Annotated in this window: 16 protein-coding genes; 3 read left to right on the top strand and 13 right to left on the bottom strand. The window is 70.8% G+C overall.

The genetic code is table 11. The features are described from left to right. Positions 1-10: 10 nt before the first annotated feature. Positions 11-2,542 carry an ATP-dependent Clp protease ATP-binding subunit gene (locus O5O46_RS25035; RefSeq protein WP_269857818.1) on the bottom strand — a complete coding sequence of 844 codons (2,532 nt, stop codon included), beginning with the start codon at positions 2,540-2,542 and terminating at the stop codon, positions 11-13. Between the two features lie 413 nt (positions 2,543-2,955). Here O5O46_RS25035 and O5O46_RS25040 point away from each other — a divergent pair, with 413 nt between their 5' ends. Beyond that, positions 2,956-3,594, top strand: a complete 639-nt coding sequence (locus O5O46_RS25040) for an SCO3374 family protein (protein WP_269857819.1) — start codon at positions 2,956-2,958, stop codon at positions 3,592-3,594. On the opposite strand, the gene O5O46_RS25045 is transcribed toward O5O46_RS25040, so the two are convergent. The 12 genes from O5O46_RS25045 to O5O46_RS25100 form a co-directional block, all read right to left on the bottom strand. After that, positions 3,525-3,860 (bottom strand): histone-like nucleoid-structuring protein Lsr2, encoded by a 336-nt coding sequence (locus O5O46_RS25045; RefSeq protein ID WP_269857820.1) that lies wholly within the window; start codon positions 3,858-3,860, stop codon positions 3,525-3,527. The genes O5O46_RS25040 and O5O46_RS25045 overlap by 70 nt on opposite strands. A 225-nt stretch (positions 3,861-4,085) precedes the next feature. Further along, positions 4,086-4,637 carry an amino-acid N-acetyltransferase gene (locus O5O46_RS25050; RefSeq protein ID WP_269857821.1) on the bottom strand — a complete coding sequence of 184 codons (552 nt, stop codon included), beginning with the start codon at positions 4,635-4,637 and terminating at the stop codon, positions 4,086-4,088. Positions 4,638-4,646: 9 nt separating this feature from the next. Next, a complete protein-coding gene (locus O5O46_RS25055; protein ID WP_255932763.1) occupies positions 4,647-5,054 on the bottom strand; it encodes a BlaI/MecI/CopY family transcriptional regulator in 408 nt (135 codons plus the stop codon). Between the two features lie 65 nt (positions 5,055-5,119). Then, a complete protein-coding gene (locus tag O5O46_RS25060) occupies positions 5,120-5,302 on the bottom strand; it encodes a hypothetical protein (RefSeq protein ID WP_269857822.1) in 183 nt (60 codons plus the stop codon). An 88-nt stretch (positions 5,303-5,390) separates the two neighbouring features. Beyond that, positions 5,391-6,059 (bottom strand): hypothetical protein, encoded by a 669-nt coding sequence (locus O5O46_RS25065; RefSeq protein WP_269857823.1) that lies wholly within the window; start codon positions 6,057-6,059, stop codon positions 5,391-5,393. Positions 6,060-6,295: 236 nt separating this feature from the next. Continuing rightward, positions 6,296-7,093: a type III pantothenate kinase gene (locus O5O46_RS25070; RefSeq protein WP_269857824.1), complete on the bottom strand. Its 798-nt coding sequence runs from the start codon at positions 7,091-7,093 to the stop codon at positions 6,296-6,298. After that, the gene (gene nadC / locus O5O46_RS25075; RefSeq protein WP_269857825.1) at positions 7,093-8,112 is read right to left on the bottom strand and encodes a carboxylating nicotinate-nucleotide diphosphorylase; all 1,020 of its coding nucleotides are present in this window, start codon (positions 8,110-8,112) and stop codon (positions 7,093-7,095) included. The genes O5O46_RS25070 and nadC overlap by 1 nt, the downstream gene beginning before the upstream one ends. Beyond that, positions 8,109-9,806 (bottom strand): L-aspartate oxidase, encoded by a 1,698-nt coding sequence (locus tag O5O46_RS25080; RefSeq protein ID WP_269857826.1) that lies wholly within the window; start codon positions 9,804-9,806, stop codon positions 8,109-8,111. The genes nadC and O5O46_RS25080 overlap by 4 nt, the downstream gene beginning before the upstream one ends. Next, a complete protein-coding gene (panC, locus tag O5O46_RS25085) occupies positions 9,803-10,654 on the bottom strand; it encodes a pantoate--beta-alanine ligase (protein WP_269857827.1) in 852 nt (283 codons plus the stop codon). The genes O5O46_RS25080 and panC overlap by 4 nt, the downstream gene beginning before the upstream one ends. Continuing rightward, the gene (locus O5O46_RS25090) at positions 10,651-11,565 is read right to left on the bottom strand and encodes a Rossmann-like and DUF2520 domain-containing protein (protein ID WP_269857828.1); all 915 of its coding nucleotides are present in this window, start codon (positions 11,563-11,565) and stop codon (positions 10,651-10,653) included. Before O5O46_RS25090 ends, panC begins: the two co-directional genes overlap by 4 nt. 230 nt (positions 11,566-11,795) lie before the next feature. After that, complete coding sequence (locus tag O5O46_RS25095; RefSeq protein WP_269857829.1) at positions 11,796-12,482, bottom strand: response regulator; 687 nt, start codon at positions 12,480-12,482, stop codon at positions 11,796-11,798. A gap of 46 nt (positions 12,483-12,528) precedes the next feature. Further along, positions 12,529-13,731, bottom strand: a complete 1,203-nt coding sequence (locus O5O46_RS25100; RefSeq protein ID WP_269857830.1) for a sensor histidine kinase — start codon at positions 13,729-13,731, stop codon at positions 12,529-12,531. Between the two features lie 84 nt (positions 13,732-13,815). Here O5O46_RS25100 and O5O46_RS25105 point away from each other — a divergent pair, with 84 nt between their 5' ends. Further along, positions 13,816-14,868, top strand: coding sequence for an SAM-dependent methyltransferase (locus O5O46_RS25105; protein ID WP_269857831.1), 1,053 nt, complete (start codon positions 13,816-13,818; stop codon positions 14,866-14,868). Between the two features lie 12 nt (positions 14,869-14,880). Continuing rightward, on the top strand, positions 14,881-16,023 hold the full coding sequence (locus O5O46_RS25110) for an NADH-quinone oxidoreductase subunit D (RefSeq protein ID WP_269857832.1): 1,143 nt from the start codon (positions 14,881-14,883) through the stop codon (positions 16,021-16,023). Positions 16,024-16,042: the final 19 nt, after the last annotated feature.

Below are 16,042 nucleotides of genomic sequence, written 5' to 3' on the forward strand. Positions count from 1 at the left end.
TCCGCGTCTGTCAGACGTCCTTGCTGAGGTTCGGGCCGGCGCCACCGCTGCCCGCGGCCTCAACCGGAGGAGCATCCGCCACCGTGACCTTCTCCTCGCCGCGGAAGGTGAAGGTCTTCTCCTCGCCTTCGCCCTCCGTGCCGACGACCACGATGTGACCGGGGCGCAGCTCGTTGAAGAGGATCTTCTCCGAGAGCTGGTCCTCGATCTCCCGCTGGATCGTGCGGCGCAGCGGCCGGGCACCCAGGATCGGGTCGTAGCCCTTCTTGGCGAGCAGCGACTTGGCCTCCTGGCTGAGCTCGATGCCCATGTCCCGGTCCTTGAGCCGCTCGTCCACCTTGGCGATCATGAGGTCGACGATCTGGATGATGTCGTCCTCGCTGAGCTGGTGGAAGACCACGATGTCATCGACACGGTTGAGGAACTCGGGCCGGAAGTGCTGCTTCAGCTCCTCGCTGACCTTCGCCTTCATCCGCTCGTACCCGGTCTTGACGTCACCCGCGGCGGCGAAGCCGAGGTTGAAGCCCTTGGAGATATCCCGGGTACCGAGGTTCGTGGTCATGATGATGACCGTGTTCTTGAAGTCGACCACCCGGCCCTGGGAGTCGGTCAGGCGACCGTCCTCCAGAATCTGCAACAGCGAGTTGAAGATATCCGGGTGGGCCTTTTCGACCTCGTCGAACAGCACCACCGAGAACGGCTTACGGCGCACCTTTTCGGTGAGCTGACCGCCCTCTTCGTAGCCGACGTAACCGGGAGGCGAGCCGAAGAGGCGGGAAACGGTGTGCTTCTCGCTGAACTCCGACATGTCGAGCTGAATCAGCGCGTCCTCGTCGCCGAAGAGGAATTCGGCGAGCGTCTTGGACAGCTCGGTCTTACCCACACCGGACGGACCGGCGAAGATGAACGAGCCACCGGGACGCTTGGGGTCCTTCAGACCCGCACGAGTGCGTCGAATGGCCTGGGAGAGCGCCTTGATGGCGTCCTTCTGGCCGATGACGCGCTTGTGCAGCTCGTCCTCCATGCGCAGCAGGCGGGAGGACTCCTCCTCGGTGAGCTTGAAGACCGGGATACCGGTGGCCGTGGCCAGGACCTCGGCGATCAGCTCCTCGTCAACCTCGGCGACGACGTCCATGTCGCCGGCCTTCCACTCCTTCTCCCGCTTGGTCTTCGCGGAAAGCAGCTGCTTCTCCTTGTCACGGAGCGAGGCGGCCTTCTCGAAGTCCTGGGAGTCGATGGCCGACTCCTTCTCCCGGCGCACGTCGGCGATCTTCTCGTCGAACTCGCGCAGGTCCGGCGGAGCGGTCATCCGGCGGATGCGCATCCGGGAACCGGCCTCGTCGATCAGGTCGATCGCCTTGTCCGGCAGGAAGCGGTCGGAGATGTAGCGGTCGGCCAGGGTGGCCGCCGCGACCAGGGCCGCGTCGGTGATCGAGACACGGTGGTGCGCCTCGTACCGGTCGCGCAGGCCCTTGAGGATCTCGATGGTGTGGGGCAGCGACGGCTCGGCGACCTGGATGGGCTGGAAGCGGCGCTCCAGGGCCGCGTCCTTCTCCAGGTGCTTGCGGTACTCGTCGAGCGTCGTGGCGCCGATGGTCTGCAGCTCGCCCCGCGCCAGCATCGGCTTGAGGATGCTCGCGGCGTCGATCGCGCCCTCGGCGGCACCCGCACCCACCAGGGTGTGGAGCTCGTCGATGAACAGGATGATGTCGCCGCGGGTGCGGATCTCCTTGAGCACCTTCTTCAGGCGCTCCTCGAAGTCACCGCGGTAGCGCGACCCGGCTACCAGCGCGCCGAGGTCGAGGGTGTAGAGCTGCTTGTCCTTGAGCGTTTCGGGAACCTCGCCCTTGACGATGGCCTGGGCCAGGCCCTCGACAACGGCGGTCTTGCCGACACCGGGCTCGCCGATGAGGACGGGGTTGTTCTTGGTACGGCGGGACAGCACCTGCATGACCCGCTCGATCTCCTTCTCGCGCCCGATGACCGGGTCGAGCTTGGTCTCGCGAGCGGCCTGCGTCAGGTTGCGGCCGAACTGGTCGAGGACCAGGGAGGTCGAGGGCGTGCCCTCGGCCGGGCCGCCGGCCGTGGCCGACTCCTTGCCGCCCTGGTAGCCGGAGAGCAGCTGGATGACCTGCTGCCGCACCCGGTTCAGGTCGGCGCCGAGCTTCACGAGGACCTGGGCGGCCACGCCCTCGCCCTCGCGAATCAGGCCGAGCAGGATGTGCTCCGTACCGATGTAGTTGTGGCCGAGCTGGAGGGCCTCACGGAGCGACAGCTCCAGGACCTTCTTGGCGCGCGGGGTGAAGGGAATGTGCCCGGACGGGGCCTGCTGGCCCTGGCCGATGATCTCCTCCACCTGCTGGCGGACCGCCTCGAGCGAAATCCCGAGGCTCTCCAGGGCCTTAGCGGCGACACCCTCACCCTCGTGGATCAGGCCCAGGAGGATGTGCTCGGTGCCGATGTAGTTGTGGTTGAGCATCCGGGCTTCTTCCTGAGCCAGGACGACAACCCGCCGCGCACGGTCGGTGAACCTCTCGAACATCGTTAATCGCTCCTCAGAGCGGTCAGGCAGATCGGGGCCGGTCCCCTCCCTGTCCTTCCGCATGCTAGTCCCGACGAGCGGGACAGCTCACTTCAACCGTCGACACCCGTGAGAAGCTTCGCTGCCCTCACAGCCGACAACAGCTCCAACCCGATGGTGCGAGACGATGTTCCCGCAGGCCAGGTGGATGAACACTTATCGCGTACGCCCGTGGCGAACGCCCACCTCACCTGCGATCGCGCCATCCCTCCCCACTAGGTATTTCTTACCCGCTCACACCGACAATCCATGCGGCGCACATCCGTCATGTCTGCTACCAGCGAACAACCTTGCGCCGGGTCGGCGCCGAATGCGCCCCGATGAACCATCACTCTTCGTATTGCCCGTACAGCTTTCCGTAACCCTTCTCGGGGATGGCAGTTGCTACGGGCATGGGACACGGCACGCTCGACTGGTACGAACGCGAGCTGGGGTGGGCCACATCCGGCCACACACCGGTGGAACTGCTCACCGGGCTGCGCTTCGACGTGCTCGACGTGCCCGCCGCCGCGGGGCTCGCGGTGCTGCGCAGGATCGCCCGCACCGGACCGGCCGCGTTGGCCGGGGAGAGGATCCTGCTGCTGGTCGCCGCGGGCAGCGCGGACGAGCTGCCAGGGCTGCTCGACTGGCTGGAATGGGGCGGTATCGAGCTGGATCTGACGGTGCGCGGCGCGGGCGGACGCGTCCCCGCGCCAGTCGTCCCGGGGGAGGCCGGCTACCGGTCGGACACGGCCCCGGCTACGGCGACCGCCGGTGACCGGCACCGGCCGATGTGGCTACGGCCTCCCGAGCCGGGTCGCGAGGTGGAGCCGACACTGCCGTCGCTTTCGGTGTGCGCGGGCGGCGGCGGGCCGGGCGGCACCGGCCCGGTAGGTCTGGTGCCGCTGGTTGGGGCGGTGGCCACCGAGTGCCACCGGACCCGGATCCTGTCGGCGCGGACGGATCAGCCGTGCGCCTTCTCGTACGCCTCGCGGATGGTGGCGGGGACGCGGCCACGGTCGTTGACCTCGTAGCCGTTCTCCTTCGCCCAGGCGCGGATCTTGGCGGTGTCCTGGCTGCTGCTGGCGGCGGCGCGCACGGTCCGGCCACGGCCACGGCTGCGGCCACCGGTCTTCCGGCCCGCGTCCACGTACTCCGCGAGCAGGCCGCGCAGCTTGTCCGCGTTCTCCGTGGTGAGGTCGATCTCGTACGTCGCGCCATCGAGGGCGAACGTCACGGTCTCGTCGGCCTCGCCGCCGGTGATGTCGTCAACGAGAAGGACCTGGACCTTCTGTGCCACGGGCTTCCCTTTCATCGATATGGTTCCGGGGACTCCCCGGGATAAAGCAGTACGAGAAAAGGAAACCGCTTTTCCCGGAAAAACTCAAACCCTTGGGCAGCGGTCGACCGCGCACCAGTACGGAGGTAGCGCGTTCCGCATGGCGCGATTCGGACATACCCGTACCGGGAGCGGGGCCATGCCGGTGGCAACATCTAGCGGAAAATACACCTCGGGGTGCGGCGGTCACAGATGCAAGAGCATCCGGCTGTTGCCCAGGGTGTTCGGCTTCACTCGTTCGAGACCCAGGAACTCCGCGACGCCCTCGTCATAGGAACGCAGCAGCTCGCTGTAGACATCGCCGTCCACCGGAGTCTCGCCGATCTCGACGAAGCCGTGCTTCGTGAAGAAGTCGACTTCGAAGGTGAGGCAGAAAATACGGCGCACTCCCAGCCAGCGCGCGGTCTGCAAGAGCTTGCCGAGCACCAGGTGTCCAACGCCTTTGCCGTGCTGGTCCCGCCGCACCGCAAGAGTTCGCACCTCGGCGAGGTCCTCCCACATCACGTGGAGCGCGCCGCAGCCCACCACCTCGGCGTCGGTGTCCTGTTCGGCGACCCAGAACTCCTGGATGTCCTCGTAAAGCGTCACGGTGGGCTTGTCGAGCAGGATGCGTTCGTGTACATAGCCGTCGAGCAACCGCCGGATCGCGGCCACATCACTGGTCCTGGCCCGGCGGACGGTGACGTCATTTGCGGCGCGGGGCGTTGTGGACGATGACGGCGAAGGCGCAGAGGACATAGCCGGACGCTATCGCCCGGGCGCTTCCCGGGTACCGGCGGGTTCGCCGGGAGCGGCTTCCGGCTGGACGATCCTGGACGCGTCCCGCAAGGCTTCGCGTTGTTCCGGCGACATCATGCTGAAGAACTGCACGAGAGCCGCGGCCGGGTTCTCGCTCGCGGCCCATGCCTCGTGCATCAGTGCGGCCGAGTACGCGTCCCGGGTGGAAACGGCCTCATAGCGATAGGCGCGGCCTTCGTGTTCCCGGCGGAGCATGCCCTTCTGATGCAGGTTGTCCATTACCGTCATCACCGTCGTGTAGGCGATGGACCGTTCCTGCTGCAAGTCTTCCAGCACTTCGCGGACCGTGACCGGGCGGTTCCACTGCCACACCCTGGTCATGACCGCGTCTTCGAGATCGCCCAATCGACGTGCCACAGCAGAATAGTAGTGGCAAATGTCACGGATGCGGCATTTTCAGGGCCGATTGGAGCCCCGAGACATTAACTCCGGGGCTCCGCTGAAGCGGCTTGGCGGGTCGCCTCGGCGCGGGCGAGCGCCGCGTCGACGGCGGCGTCCTCCTTGGACTTGTTGACACCACCCTGGTTCTTGATGATCGTCACGACGAGGTACGTGAAGGCCACCGCCATTACGATCGGCGGAACCAGCGCGGAGACGTAGCCCACGATTGCCTCACTCCTTCTACGGGAAACCGTGCCAAGGCTCCCAGAGTAGGCCAGTGGGTTTTCCCGTCCGGCCCCGAGGGGCCATAAGTCAGCCGATGGCGCGCCGTTCCTGTTCAGGCGTGGTGTCCCGGCGGCGCGGCGGCCAGATTTCCGCCGGGGTGGGCACCCGCCGCTCCGGGTCGGGGGATTGCGGCGGCTGCGGCGGCTCCTCGACGGGCCCGCCCGCCCGGCGGCCGCCGGGGAGCGCCAGCAGCTTGCGGTCGGCCGGTCGCGCCCAGCCCCATTCCGCGGGCCTCGGACGCGGCGTACGGCCGTCGAGCCGGGCGCGTGCGGCCCGTTCGGCGAGGTCTTCACAACGTCGGCGCATACCTTCCCTCCGGTACGACTCGGCGGGTCCGCAGGGCAGCCCGCACAACTCCCCCAGCGCGGTGAGGTCTTCGGGGCGCGGCAGATAGCCGCTGTCCAACGCCTCACCGAGCAGCTCCAGGTAGTCCGCCGCCGTGCCGGGCAGGGCCGCCCGGTACCGCGCCAGGTCGGCGCGGAGGAAGGAGCGCAGGCGGTCGCCCTCGCGAGCCGCCTCGTCCAGCGCTTCGGCGAGCCGCAGATAGTTGTGCACGGCGCCCGCCCGGTGGGCGGGCTCGGCCGGGAGTTCCGCGGTGGGTGCGGTGCGGGCGGCCTCGGCGAGGGCGCGCCGGAGCACACGCAGCTCGTCCGCGCTGAACGCCATGCCGCCTCGGGACCCGTGTGGCGTGGGCATGGCCTGACTTTACGTACTTAACGGACAAATGCCGCGCATTTGTCCGTGACGGCGCGGCGGACTGCCCTTCCGGCGGGTTCCCGGACGGGGACGGGTGGTTTGGCGCCGCCGGACTCCGCGGTCGTGGTCGCTCACAATTCCCGCGGTTTCCTTGTCGGGGGCAAGCCTCCGAACCCCGAGCGCCAAGAAGCCGGGCGGTGCCGAAACCGCCGTACCCCCAAAGCCCGCCGGGAGGGCTACGTCACCGAGACGTTGCGTTCATAGACCAGGCGGAGGCCGATCAGCGTCAGCCACGGTTCGTGGGCGTCGATGATGGAGGCCTCGCCCAGGACCAGGGGAGCGAGGCCACCCGTGGCGATGACCGTCACGTCGTCCGGGTCGTCGGCCAGCTCCCGGGCCATCCGCTCACCGATGCCGTCCACCTGGCCGGCGAAGCCGTACAGGATGCCGGACTGCATCGCCTCGACCGTGTTCTTGCCGACGACGCTGCGCGGCCGGGCCAGCTCGATCTTGCGCAGCTGCGCACCCCGTACCCCGAGCGCGTCCACCGAGATCTCGATGCCGGGGGCGATCGCGCCGCCCAGGTACTCACCGCGCGCGGAGACCGCGTCGAAGGTCGTGGCGGTGCCGAAGTCCACCACGATGCAGGGGCCGCCGTAGAGATGGACCGCGGCCAGCGCGTTGATGATGCGGTCCGCGCCGACCTCCTTGGGGTTGTCGGCCAGCACCGGAACCCCGGTCTTGACGCCCGGTTCCACCAGGACCGACGGCACGTCCCCGTAGTACCGCCGGGTCACCTCGCGCAGCTCGTGCAGCACCGAGGGGACGGTCGAGCAGATGGAGATGCCGTCGATGCCGTCGCCCAGGTCGTCGCCGAGCAGCGGGTGCATGCCCATCAACCCCTGGAGCAGCACGGCGAGTTCGTCGGCGGTGCGCCGGGCGTCGGTGGAGATGCGCCAGTGCTCGACGATCTCCGCGCCGTCGAACAGGCCGAGCACCGTATGGGTGTTGCCGACGTCGATGGTGAGCAGCATCAGTCCTGCTCCGCCCTGAAGTCCAGGCCGATGTCGAGGATCGGCGAGGAGTGGGTGAGCGCGCCTACCGCGAGGTAGTCGACCCCGGTCTCGCCGTAGGCGCGGGCGTTGTCCAGCGTCAGTCGGCCCGAGGACTCCAGCAGGGCCCGACCCGCGTTGATCGCGACCGCCTCCTCGGTCTCGACCGGGGTGAAGTTGTCCAGCAGCACCAAGTCGGCCCCGGCGTCGAGGACTTCGCGCAACTGGTGCAGGGTGTCCACCTCGACCTCGATGGGCAGCTCGGGGAACTCCGTGCGCACCGCGCGGAACGCCTCGGTGACGCCACCGGCCGCGACCACGTGGTTGTCCTTGACCAGTGCCGCGTCGGACAGCGACATGCGGTGGTTGACGCCGCCGCCGCAACGCACCGCGTACTTCTCCAGCGAGCGCAGGCCCGGAGTGGTCTTGCGGGTGTCGCGGACCTTCGCCTTGGTGCCCTCCAGCGCGTCGGCCCAGGCACGGGTGGCGGTGGCGATGCCGGAGAGCCGGCACAGCAGGTTGAGCGCGCTGCGCTCGGCGGTGAGCAGGTCGCGGGTGCGGGTGCGTACGGTCAGCAGCACCTGGTCCGCCTCGACCCGGTCGCCGTCCTCCACATGCCGTTCGACCTCGAACTCGTCGGTGCAGACCACCGACAGGACCGCCTCGGCGATCCGCAGACCGGCCACCGTGCCGGGCTGGCGGGCGGTGAAGTCGCCCACGCAGACGGCGTCTTCGGGGACGGTGGCCACCGTCGTCACGTCGACGCCGTTGTCCAGGTCTTCCTCGATCGCCATGTGCGCGATGTCCTCGACCTGTACCGGGTCCAGTCCGGCGTCGGCGAGCAGCTGCGCCAGATCGGGGTCGAGGCCGCACTCCAGCGGGTCGACGTCGTACACCTCGGACTCTCCGCAGCCGCAGGCGTCACCGCAGCCTCCCGCGGCGTCGACCGGCACTTGCCCCGGGCGGCCGATCTGGAGGAGTGGCAGGTCTGGCGTGCTCATGAGCGGGGCTCCCTGTTGCTGTGGACGGGCTTGGGGAAGTCGGCGGTCGCGGTCAACGACACGGACAGCGTCCGCTCGGGGGTGAGGCGGACCACCAGGTGGCGGCGCCAGTTGGTGTCGTCGCGGTCCGGGCGGTCCTCGCGCCAGTGGCAGCCGCGGGTCTCCTCGCGGCGGCGGGCGGCGGCGACCAGCACCCGGGCGACCAGGTTGAGGTTTGTGGCCTCCCAGGTCTCCACGCAGGGTTCGGCGGTCTTCTCGTCCCGCTCCAGGTCCTCCACGGCCCGGGCGTGGATCCCCTCCAGCGCCTCGGCCGCCCGCGCCAGGCTCTCGGCGCTGCGCAGCACGCCCGCGCCGCGGGTCATCACACGCTGGATCTCGTAGCGCGCGGAGTGCTCCAGCAGCGGGTCGCGGGACGGTCCCGGCGGCACCGGAGCACCGGCGGCCGGGGGGTTCGCCCGGATGTCGTCGGCGATCCGCTCGGCGAACACCAGCCCTTCCAGAAGGGAGTTGGACGCCAGCCGGTTCGCGCCGTGCACCCCGGTGCAGGCCACCTCACCGCACGCGTACAGACCGGGGACGGTGGTACGGCCGCGCAGGTCGGTGCGTACGCCGCCGGAGGCGTAGTGCGCGGCGGGCGCGACCGGGATGGGCTGGGTCACCGGGTCGATGCCGTTGGCGCGGCAGGCGGCGAGGATGGTCGGGAAGCGGTGCGCCCACATCTCGGCGCCGAAGTGCCGGGCGTCGAGGTACATGTGCTCGGTGCCGGTCTCCCGCATGCGGCGCATGATGCCCTTGGCGACGATGTCGCGCGGTGCCAACTCGGCCAGTTCGTGCTGTCCCCGCATGAACCGCACGCCGTCCGCGTCCACCAGGTACGCGCCCTCGCCGCGCACCGCCTCGGAGACCAGCGGCTGTTGGCCTTCGGCCTCCGGGCCGAGCCACAGCACGGTGGGGTGGAACTGGACGAACTCCAGATCGGAGACCTCGGCTCCGGCCCGCAGCGCCAGCGCGACGCCGTCGCCGGTGGACACCGCCGGGTTGGTGGTGGCGGAGAACACCTGGCCCATGCCGCCGGTGGCCAGCACCACGGCGGGTGCGTGCACCGCGCCGACGCCGTCGCGCTGCCCCTCGCCCATCACATGCAGGGTGACTCCGGCGGTACGGCCCTCGGTGTCCGTGAGCAGATCGAGGACCAGCGCGTTCTCGATGGTCTCGATGCCCTTGTCCCGTACCGCGCCGACCAGGGTGCGGGAGACCTCGGCCCCGGTGGCGTCGCCGCCGGCGTGCACTATCCGGCTGCGGTGGTGGCCGCCCTCGCGGGTCAGCAGGATCTCGCCGCTGTCCTGCGAGGTGTCGAACCGGGCGCCGGAGGCGATCAACCGCCTTACCGCGTCCGGGCCTTCGGTGACCATGGCGCGCACCGCGGGCTCGTCGCACAGCCCGGCGCCCGCGACCAGCGTGTCGTCCAGGTGCTGCTGCGGGGTGTCGCCGTCGCCGAGGGCGGCGGCGATGCCGCCCTGCGCCCAGCGGGTGGAGCCGTCGTCCAGCTTCGCCTTGGTGACCACGGTGACCCTGGCGCCCGCGGCGGCGCAGCGCAGCGCTGTGGTCAGTCCCGCGACGCCGGAGCCGACGACGACCACGTCGGCCTCGATGGCCCAGCCGGGCGCCGGAGCGAGCAGCCGTATGCCGGTCATGGGCGGACTCCGAACTCCAGGGGGATGTTGTCGATCAGCCGGGTGGTGCCGACCCCGGCCGCGACCGCGAGCACCGCCGGGCCAGTGTGGCCGGTCGCGGCCTCGGTGAAGTCCGCCGGGTCGACCAGGGCAACGTAGTCCACCGCCACCCCGTCGGCCGCGTCGAGTACCGTGCGGGCCGCCTTGCGTACCGCGTCCGGCCCGTCGGCGAGCGCGTCCCGCCCGGCGAACAGGGCGCGGGACAGCGCCAGGGCACGTCGCCGCTCGTCGTCGGAGAGATAGCGGTTGCGGCTGGACAGGGCGAGGCCGTCCGGTTCACGGACGGTCGGTACGCCGACGATCTCCACCCCGAAGTCGAGGTCGGCCACCATGCGGCGGATCAGCGCCAGTTGCTGGGCGTCCTTCTGGCCGTAGAAGGCGATGTCCGGACGGGTGAGGTGGAGCAGCTTGGCGACGACGGTGAGCATGCCGTCGAAGTGGCCGGGGCGCGAGGCGCCCTCGTAGCCCTCGCCCATCGGCCCGGCGGTGATCCTCACCCGCGGCTCGCCGCCGGGGTAGACCTCGTCGGTGCCGGGGGCGAACACCACGTCGGCACCGGCCTTTTCGGCGACCTTCACATCCGCCTCCAGGGTGCGCGGATAGCGGTCGAAGTCCTCGCTGGGGCCGAACTGCAGGGGATTGACGAAGACGGTGACGACGACCTGGCCGTCCCGCACCCGCTCGCGGGCCGCGCGGATCAAGGCGGCGTGCCCCTCGTGCAGGGCGCCCATCGTCATGACGACGGCACGCGCACCGGACGCGGCCGGCAGCGCGTCCAGTCCGCGCGAGGTGTGGACCAGCTCCGTCATACGTTCCCTCCATCGGCGAGCACGCCGAGCAGCGCCTCGGCCTGTTCCGCCTTCAGCATCCCGTTGGCCAGCGCCCGGTCGGCTGTCGCCCGGGCCATCGCCAGATACGAGTTGACGGCCTGCGGGGCGGCCTTGCGCAGTTCGGCGACGTGCGCCGCGACGGTGCCTGCGTCGCCGCGGGCGACCGGGCCGGTGAGCGCCTGGTCGCCGGAGCGCAGCGCGTTGTCCAGTGAGGCGCCCAGCAGCGGGCCGAGCATCCGGCCGGGGTTGGCCACCCCGGCGGCGCTGAGCAGTTCGCGGGCCTGTGCCACCAGGGTGACCAGGTGGTTGGAGCCGATGGCCAGCGCCGCGTGGTAGAGCGGGCGGGCCTCCTCGGCGATCCACTCCGGTTCGCCGCCCATCTCCACCACCAGTGCCTCGGCGGCCAGCCGCAGTTCCTCGGGGGCGGTGACGCCGAACGAGCAGCCGGCCAGCCGCTGCACGTCGACGGCGGTGCCGGTGAAGGTCATGGCGGGGTGCAGCGCGAGCGGCAGCGCACCGGCGCGCAGCGCGGGGTTGAGCACGGCGGTTCCGTACCGCCCGGAGGTGTGCACCAGCAGTTGCCCGGGGCGGACGGCTCCGGTCTCGGCCAGCCCTGCGACCAGGCCGGGCAGCACGTCGTCCGGGACGGTGAGCAGGACCAGGTCGGCGCGGGCCAGCACCTCGGCGGGCTCGACCAGCGGTACGCCGGGCAGCAGCGCTTCGGCTCGGCGGCGGGACGCCTCGGACACCCCGGACACGGCGACCGGCCGGTGCCCGGCCAGTCGTAGCGCGGCGGCGAGCGCCGGGCCGACCCGCCCGGCTCCGACCACACCAACGGCGAGCCGCGCCGGGCGCGACTCGGCGGACTCGGTGATTCGGTGGGTGTTCACTCGGCTGCGGCCTTCCGTTCCAGTCCGCGGGGGTACCGGACGTCTCTCATCATGCTACGCGAGACGGTTTCTCCCACCCCCCACCCGTTTTGCCTCGCCCCGTGCGCTGCGGGTGCGCGGTCGGGCCCCTTTGCCGCCCGCCCACCCGTTCGTCCTCGGCCCTCGCTTTCCGTTGCGCACGGGCGTTCGCGCGCCGGGTTGTGCCCTGGACAGGGGGCGGGCGGTCAGCGTCAGGCGCCGCCAGCTCTGACCAGGCCCGTTTCGTAGGCCAGCACGACCGCCTGGACGCGGTCGCGCAGATCCAGCTTGGTCAGGATGCGGCCGACATGCGTCTTCACCGTCGCCTCCGACAGCACCAGCCGCTGGGCGATCTCCCCGTTGGACAGCCCCTGTGCCACCAGCAGCAGCACCTCGCGCTCGCGCTCGGTGAGCCGGGACAACTCGGCGGTTGTGGGCTGGTCGCCGCTGGGCGGCAGCATCGGCGCGAAGCGGTCCAGCAGCCGCCGGGTGGTGCTGGGGGCGACCACCGCGTCGCCGCTGTGCACGGCGCGGATCGCGGCGAGCAGTTCGCTGGGCGGCACGTCCTTGAGCATGAACCCGCTGGCCCCCGCCTTGAGCGCGGCGAACGCGTACTCGTCCAGGTCGAAGGTGGTCAGGATCAGCACCCGGGGGCCGCCCGCGTCCGGGTCGTGGTCGGGGCCGCCGCAGATCCTGCGGGTGGCCTCGACCCCGTCGAGCTTCGGCATCCGCACGTCCATCAGCACCACGTCGACATCCGTGGCGCGCAGCACGTCCAGCGCCTCCGCGCCGTCGCCCGCCTCGGCGACCACCTCCATGTCCGGCTGCGCCTGGAGCACCATCCGGAAGCCGGTGCGCAGCAGTACCTGGTCGTCGACGAGCATGACCCGGATCGCCATTCCCTCAGCCCTCAATCCCTCTGTTTCCACCAAATCTGACGTTCCGTCAGCTAACTGGTTTGAGCGGCAGCTCCGCGCTGATCCGGAAGCCACCGCCAGGACGCGGCCCGGCGGACAGCGTGCCGCCCACCATGGCGATGCGCTCCCGCATGCCGATCAGGCCCTGACCGAGGCCGTCGGCGCCGCCCTCCTCGTACAGCTCGTGCTGCGCGCCGCGCCCGTCGTCCTCGATCAGCATCTTCAACTCGCTGTCGCCGTAGGTGAGGTGCACGGTGGCCCGCGCGTCCGGGCCGCCGTGCTTGCGGGTGTTGGTCAGCGCCTCCTGCACGATGCGGTACGCGGTCAGCTCCACCCCGCTGGACAGCGGCCGCGGGGCGCCGTCCACGGCGAAGTCCACCGGAAGGCCCGCGCCGCGCACCTGGTCTATGAGGTCGCCGAGCTGGTCCACGCCGGGCTGCGGTACGTACTCGCCGCCGCTGTCGTCCGAGGCGCGCAGCAGCCCGAGCAGGCGGCGCATCTCGGCCAGCGCCAGCCGCCCGGTCTGCGAGATGGTGGACAGCGCCTGCTTGGCCTGCTCCGGCGAGGCGTCCAGCACATACGCGGCGCCGTCGGCCTGGACCACCATCACCGAGACGTTGTGCGCCACCACGTCGTGCAGCTCCCGGGCGATGCGGGCCCGCTCGGCGGCGACCGCGGCCTTCGCCTGCGCCTCGCGCTCGCGCTGCAGCCGCTCGGCCCGCTCCTCCAGCTGCGCGTAGTAGGCGCGACGGGTGCGCAGGCTGTCGCCGATCACCCAGGCGAGGAAGAACGGAATGGTCATGAAGACGACGGCGAGGGCGATGTTGACCAGATGCCCGCTGCTCTCCGCGCTGGTCGGCCACCGCAGCTGGTACAGCCCCGCCGCGCTCAGCGATCCGACCAGCGCCAGCCTGCGGGCCCACTGGGCGCCGACCGAGGCGACCGTGTAGACGATCACCAGCATCGCGAAGTTGGCCAGAGTGGGCGTGACGCGCCAGACCAGCTGCGCGATGCCGGTGGCGATGGCCAGCAGCAGCAGCTTCTCCGGCGCCCGTCGACGCAGCGCCACGACCAGGCACAGCGCCACCGCGACCGGAAGCTCCATCAGCCGCTCACCGCGCGACCCGGACTCCGAGACGATCTGCAGCGCCCCGAACCCGAGCAGGACGAACGCCCAGAAGCTGTCGACCATGGTCGGGTGACGGCGGAGGAAGTCGTAGAGGCGCTGCACGTAACCCAGCGTAGGCACGGGTCATACGTGATGGGGTCAACCAGTAGAGCGATCCTGGGCGGCACCCGCTACTCCGCAGGGTGGATGGCCGATCAATCCACCGTCACCGCCTACGGTGGAGCGGTGACGACGCGGTGGCAGGGGTGGCGGCAGGCGACGGAGGCGGCGCTGTACGGGCCGAACGGGTTCTTCCACCGGCCCGAGGGGCCTGCCGGGCACTTCAGCACGTCCGTGCACGCCTCACCGAGGTACGCCGCCGCCGTCGCGGAACTGCTCGCGCGGGTCGACCGGGCACTGGGCGGACCGGCCGAGCTGGCCCTGGTGGACGTCGGCGCCGGACGCGGCGAGCTGCTGACCGGGGTGCTCGGGTGCGTACCGGCCGAGCTGTCCGGGCGGTTGACGCCGTACGCCGTGGAGCGCGCGGCGCGGCCGGAGGGCCTGGATCCGCGGATCCGCTGGTGCGCGGAGCCGCCGCGCGGTGTGACCGGGCTGCTGTTCGCCAACGAGTGGCTGGACAACGTCCCCGTCGAGGTGGCCGAGTCCGACGAGCACGGTGTGCCCCGCTACGTCCTGGTGCGCGCCGAGGACGGCGCACAGCGGCTGGGCGAGCCGGTGGCCGGGGCGGACGCGGAGTGGCTCGACCGCTGGTGGCCGATCGCGGGCGCGCCGGGCGCCCGCGCCGAGATCGGTCGGCCCCGGGACGCGGCGTGGGCGGAGGCGGTCGGCTCGCTGGCCCGCGGGCTCGCGGTGGCGGTGGACTACGCGCACCAGCGGGCCACCCGGCCGCCGTTCGGCACCCTGACCGGCTACCGCGCCGGGCGGGAGGTCGATCCGGTGCCGGACGGCTCGTGCGATCTGACCTCGCACGTGGCGCTGGACGCCTGCGCCGCGGCGGTCGGCGAGACCGGGTGCCTGCTGCTCTCCCAACGGGAGGCGCTGCGCGACCTGGGGGTCGGCGGGGCACGGCCGCCGCTTTCCCTGGCCGCCACTGATCCGGCGGGCTATGTGCGCGCGCTGGCCGAGGCGAGCCGGGCCGCGGAGCTGACGGCCGCGGGTGGGCTGGGTGACTTCGGCTGGCTGGTGCGGTCGGTCGGCGTTCCGGTGGAGGCGGCTTTCACCACCGCGCCGCCCTCGTAGGAGACTGTCCCCATGACGGAGACGACGGTCGGCATCGGCGGCGCCGCGGAAGGCACCGACATGGTGCTCAACATCGGCCCCCAGCACCCCTCCACGCACGGCGTACTGCGGCTGCGGCTGGTCCTGGAGGGAGAGCGGATCAGCCACGCCGAACCCGTCATCGGCTATATGCACCGCGGCGCGGAGAAGCTGTTCGAGGCGCGCGACTACCGCCAGATCATCATGCTCGCCAACCGGCACGACTGGCTGTCCGCGTTCTGCAACGAACTCGGCGTCGTCATCGCCGTCGAGCGGATGCTGGGCATGGAGGTGCCGGAGCGCGCGGTGTGGACGCGCACCCTGCTCGCCGAGCTGAACCGGGTGCTCAACCATCTGATGTTCCTCGGCTCGTACCCGCTCGAACTCGGCGGCATCACCCCCGTCTTCCACGCGTTCCGCGAGCGCGAGGAGTTGCAGAACGCCATGGAGGAGGTCTCCGGCGGCCGGATGCACTACATGTTCAACCGGGTCGGCGGCCTCAAGGAGGACCTGCCCAACGGCTGGCTGGGGCGGGCCCGCCAGGCCATCGCCGACGTGCGCTCCCGGATGGACGTCTTCGACCGGCTGGTGCTGGGCAACGAGATCTTCCGCGGCCGCACCCGGGGCGTCGGCCACCTCACCCCGCAGACGGTGCACGCGTACGGGGTGAGCGGGCCGATCGCCCGCGCCTCCGGCGTCGACTTCGACCTGCGGCGGGACGAACCGTACCTGGCGTACGGGGAGTTGGCGGACACCCTGAAGGTGGTCACCCGCACCGAGGGCGACTGCCTGGCGCGGTTCGAGTGCCTGCTGGAGCAGACGCACAACTCCCTCGACCTGGCGGACGCCTGCCTGGACCGGATCGCCGAGCTGCCGCCCGGGCCGATCAACCAGCGGCTGCCGAAGGTACTCAAGGCACCCGAGGGGCACACCTACGCGTGGACCGAGAACCCGCTCGGCATCAACGGCTACTACCTGGTGTCCAAGGGCGAGAAGACCCCCTACCGGCTCAAGTTGCGCTCGGCCTCGTACAACAACATCCAGGCGCTGACCGAGCTGCTGCCGGGCACGCTGGTCGCCGACATGGTGGCGATCCTCGGCTCGATGTTCTTCGTGGTGGGCGACATCGACAAGTAGCCGTCGCAAGGAGAAGGCC

The organism is Streptomyces sp. RPT161 (assembly GCF_027533845.1).
Taxonomy (GTDB): domain Bacteria; phylum Actinomycetota; class Actinomycetes; order Streptomycetales; family Streptomycetaceae; genus Streptantibioticus_A; species Streptantibioticus_A silvisoli_A.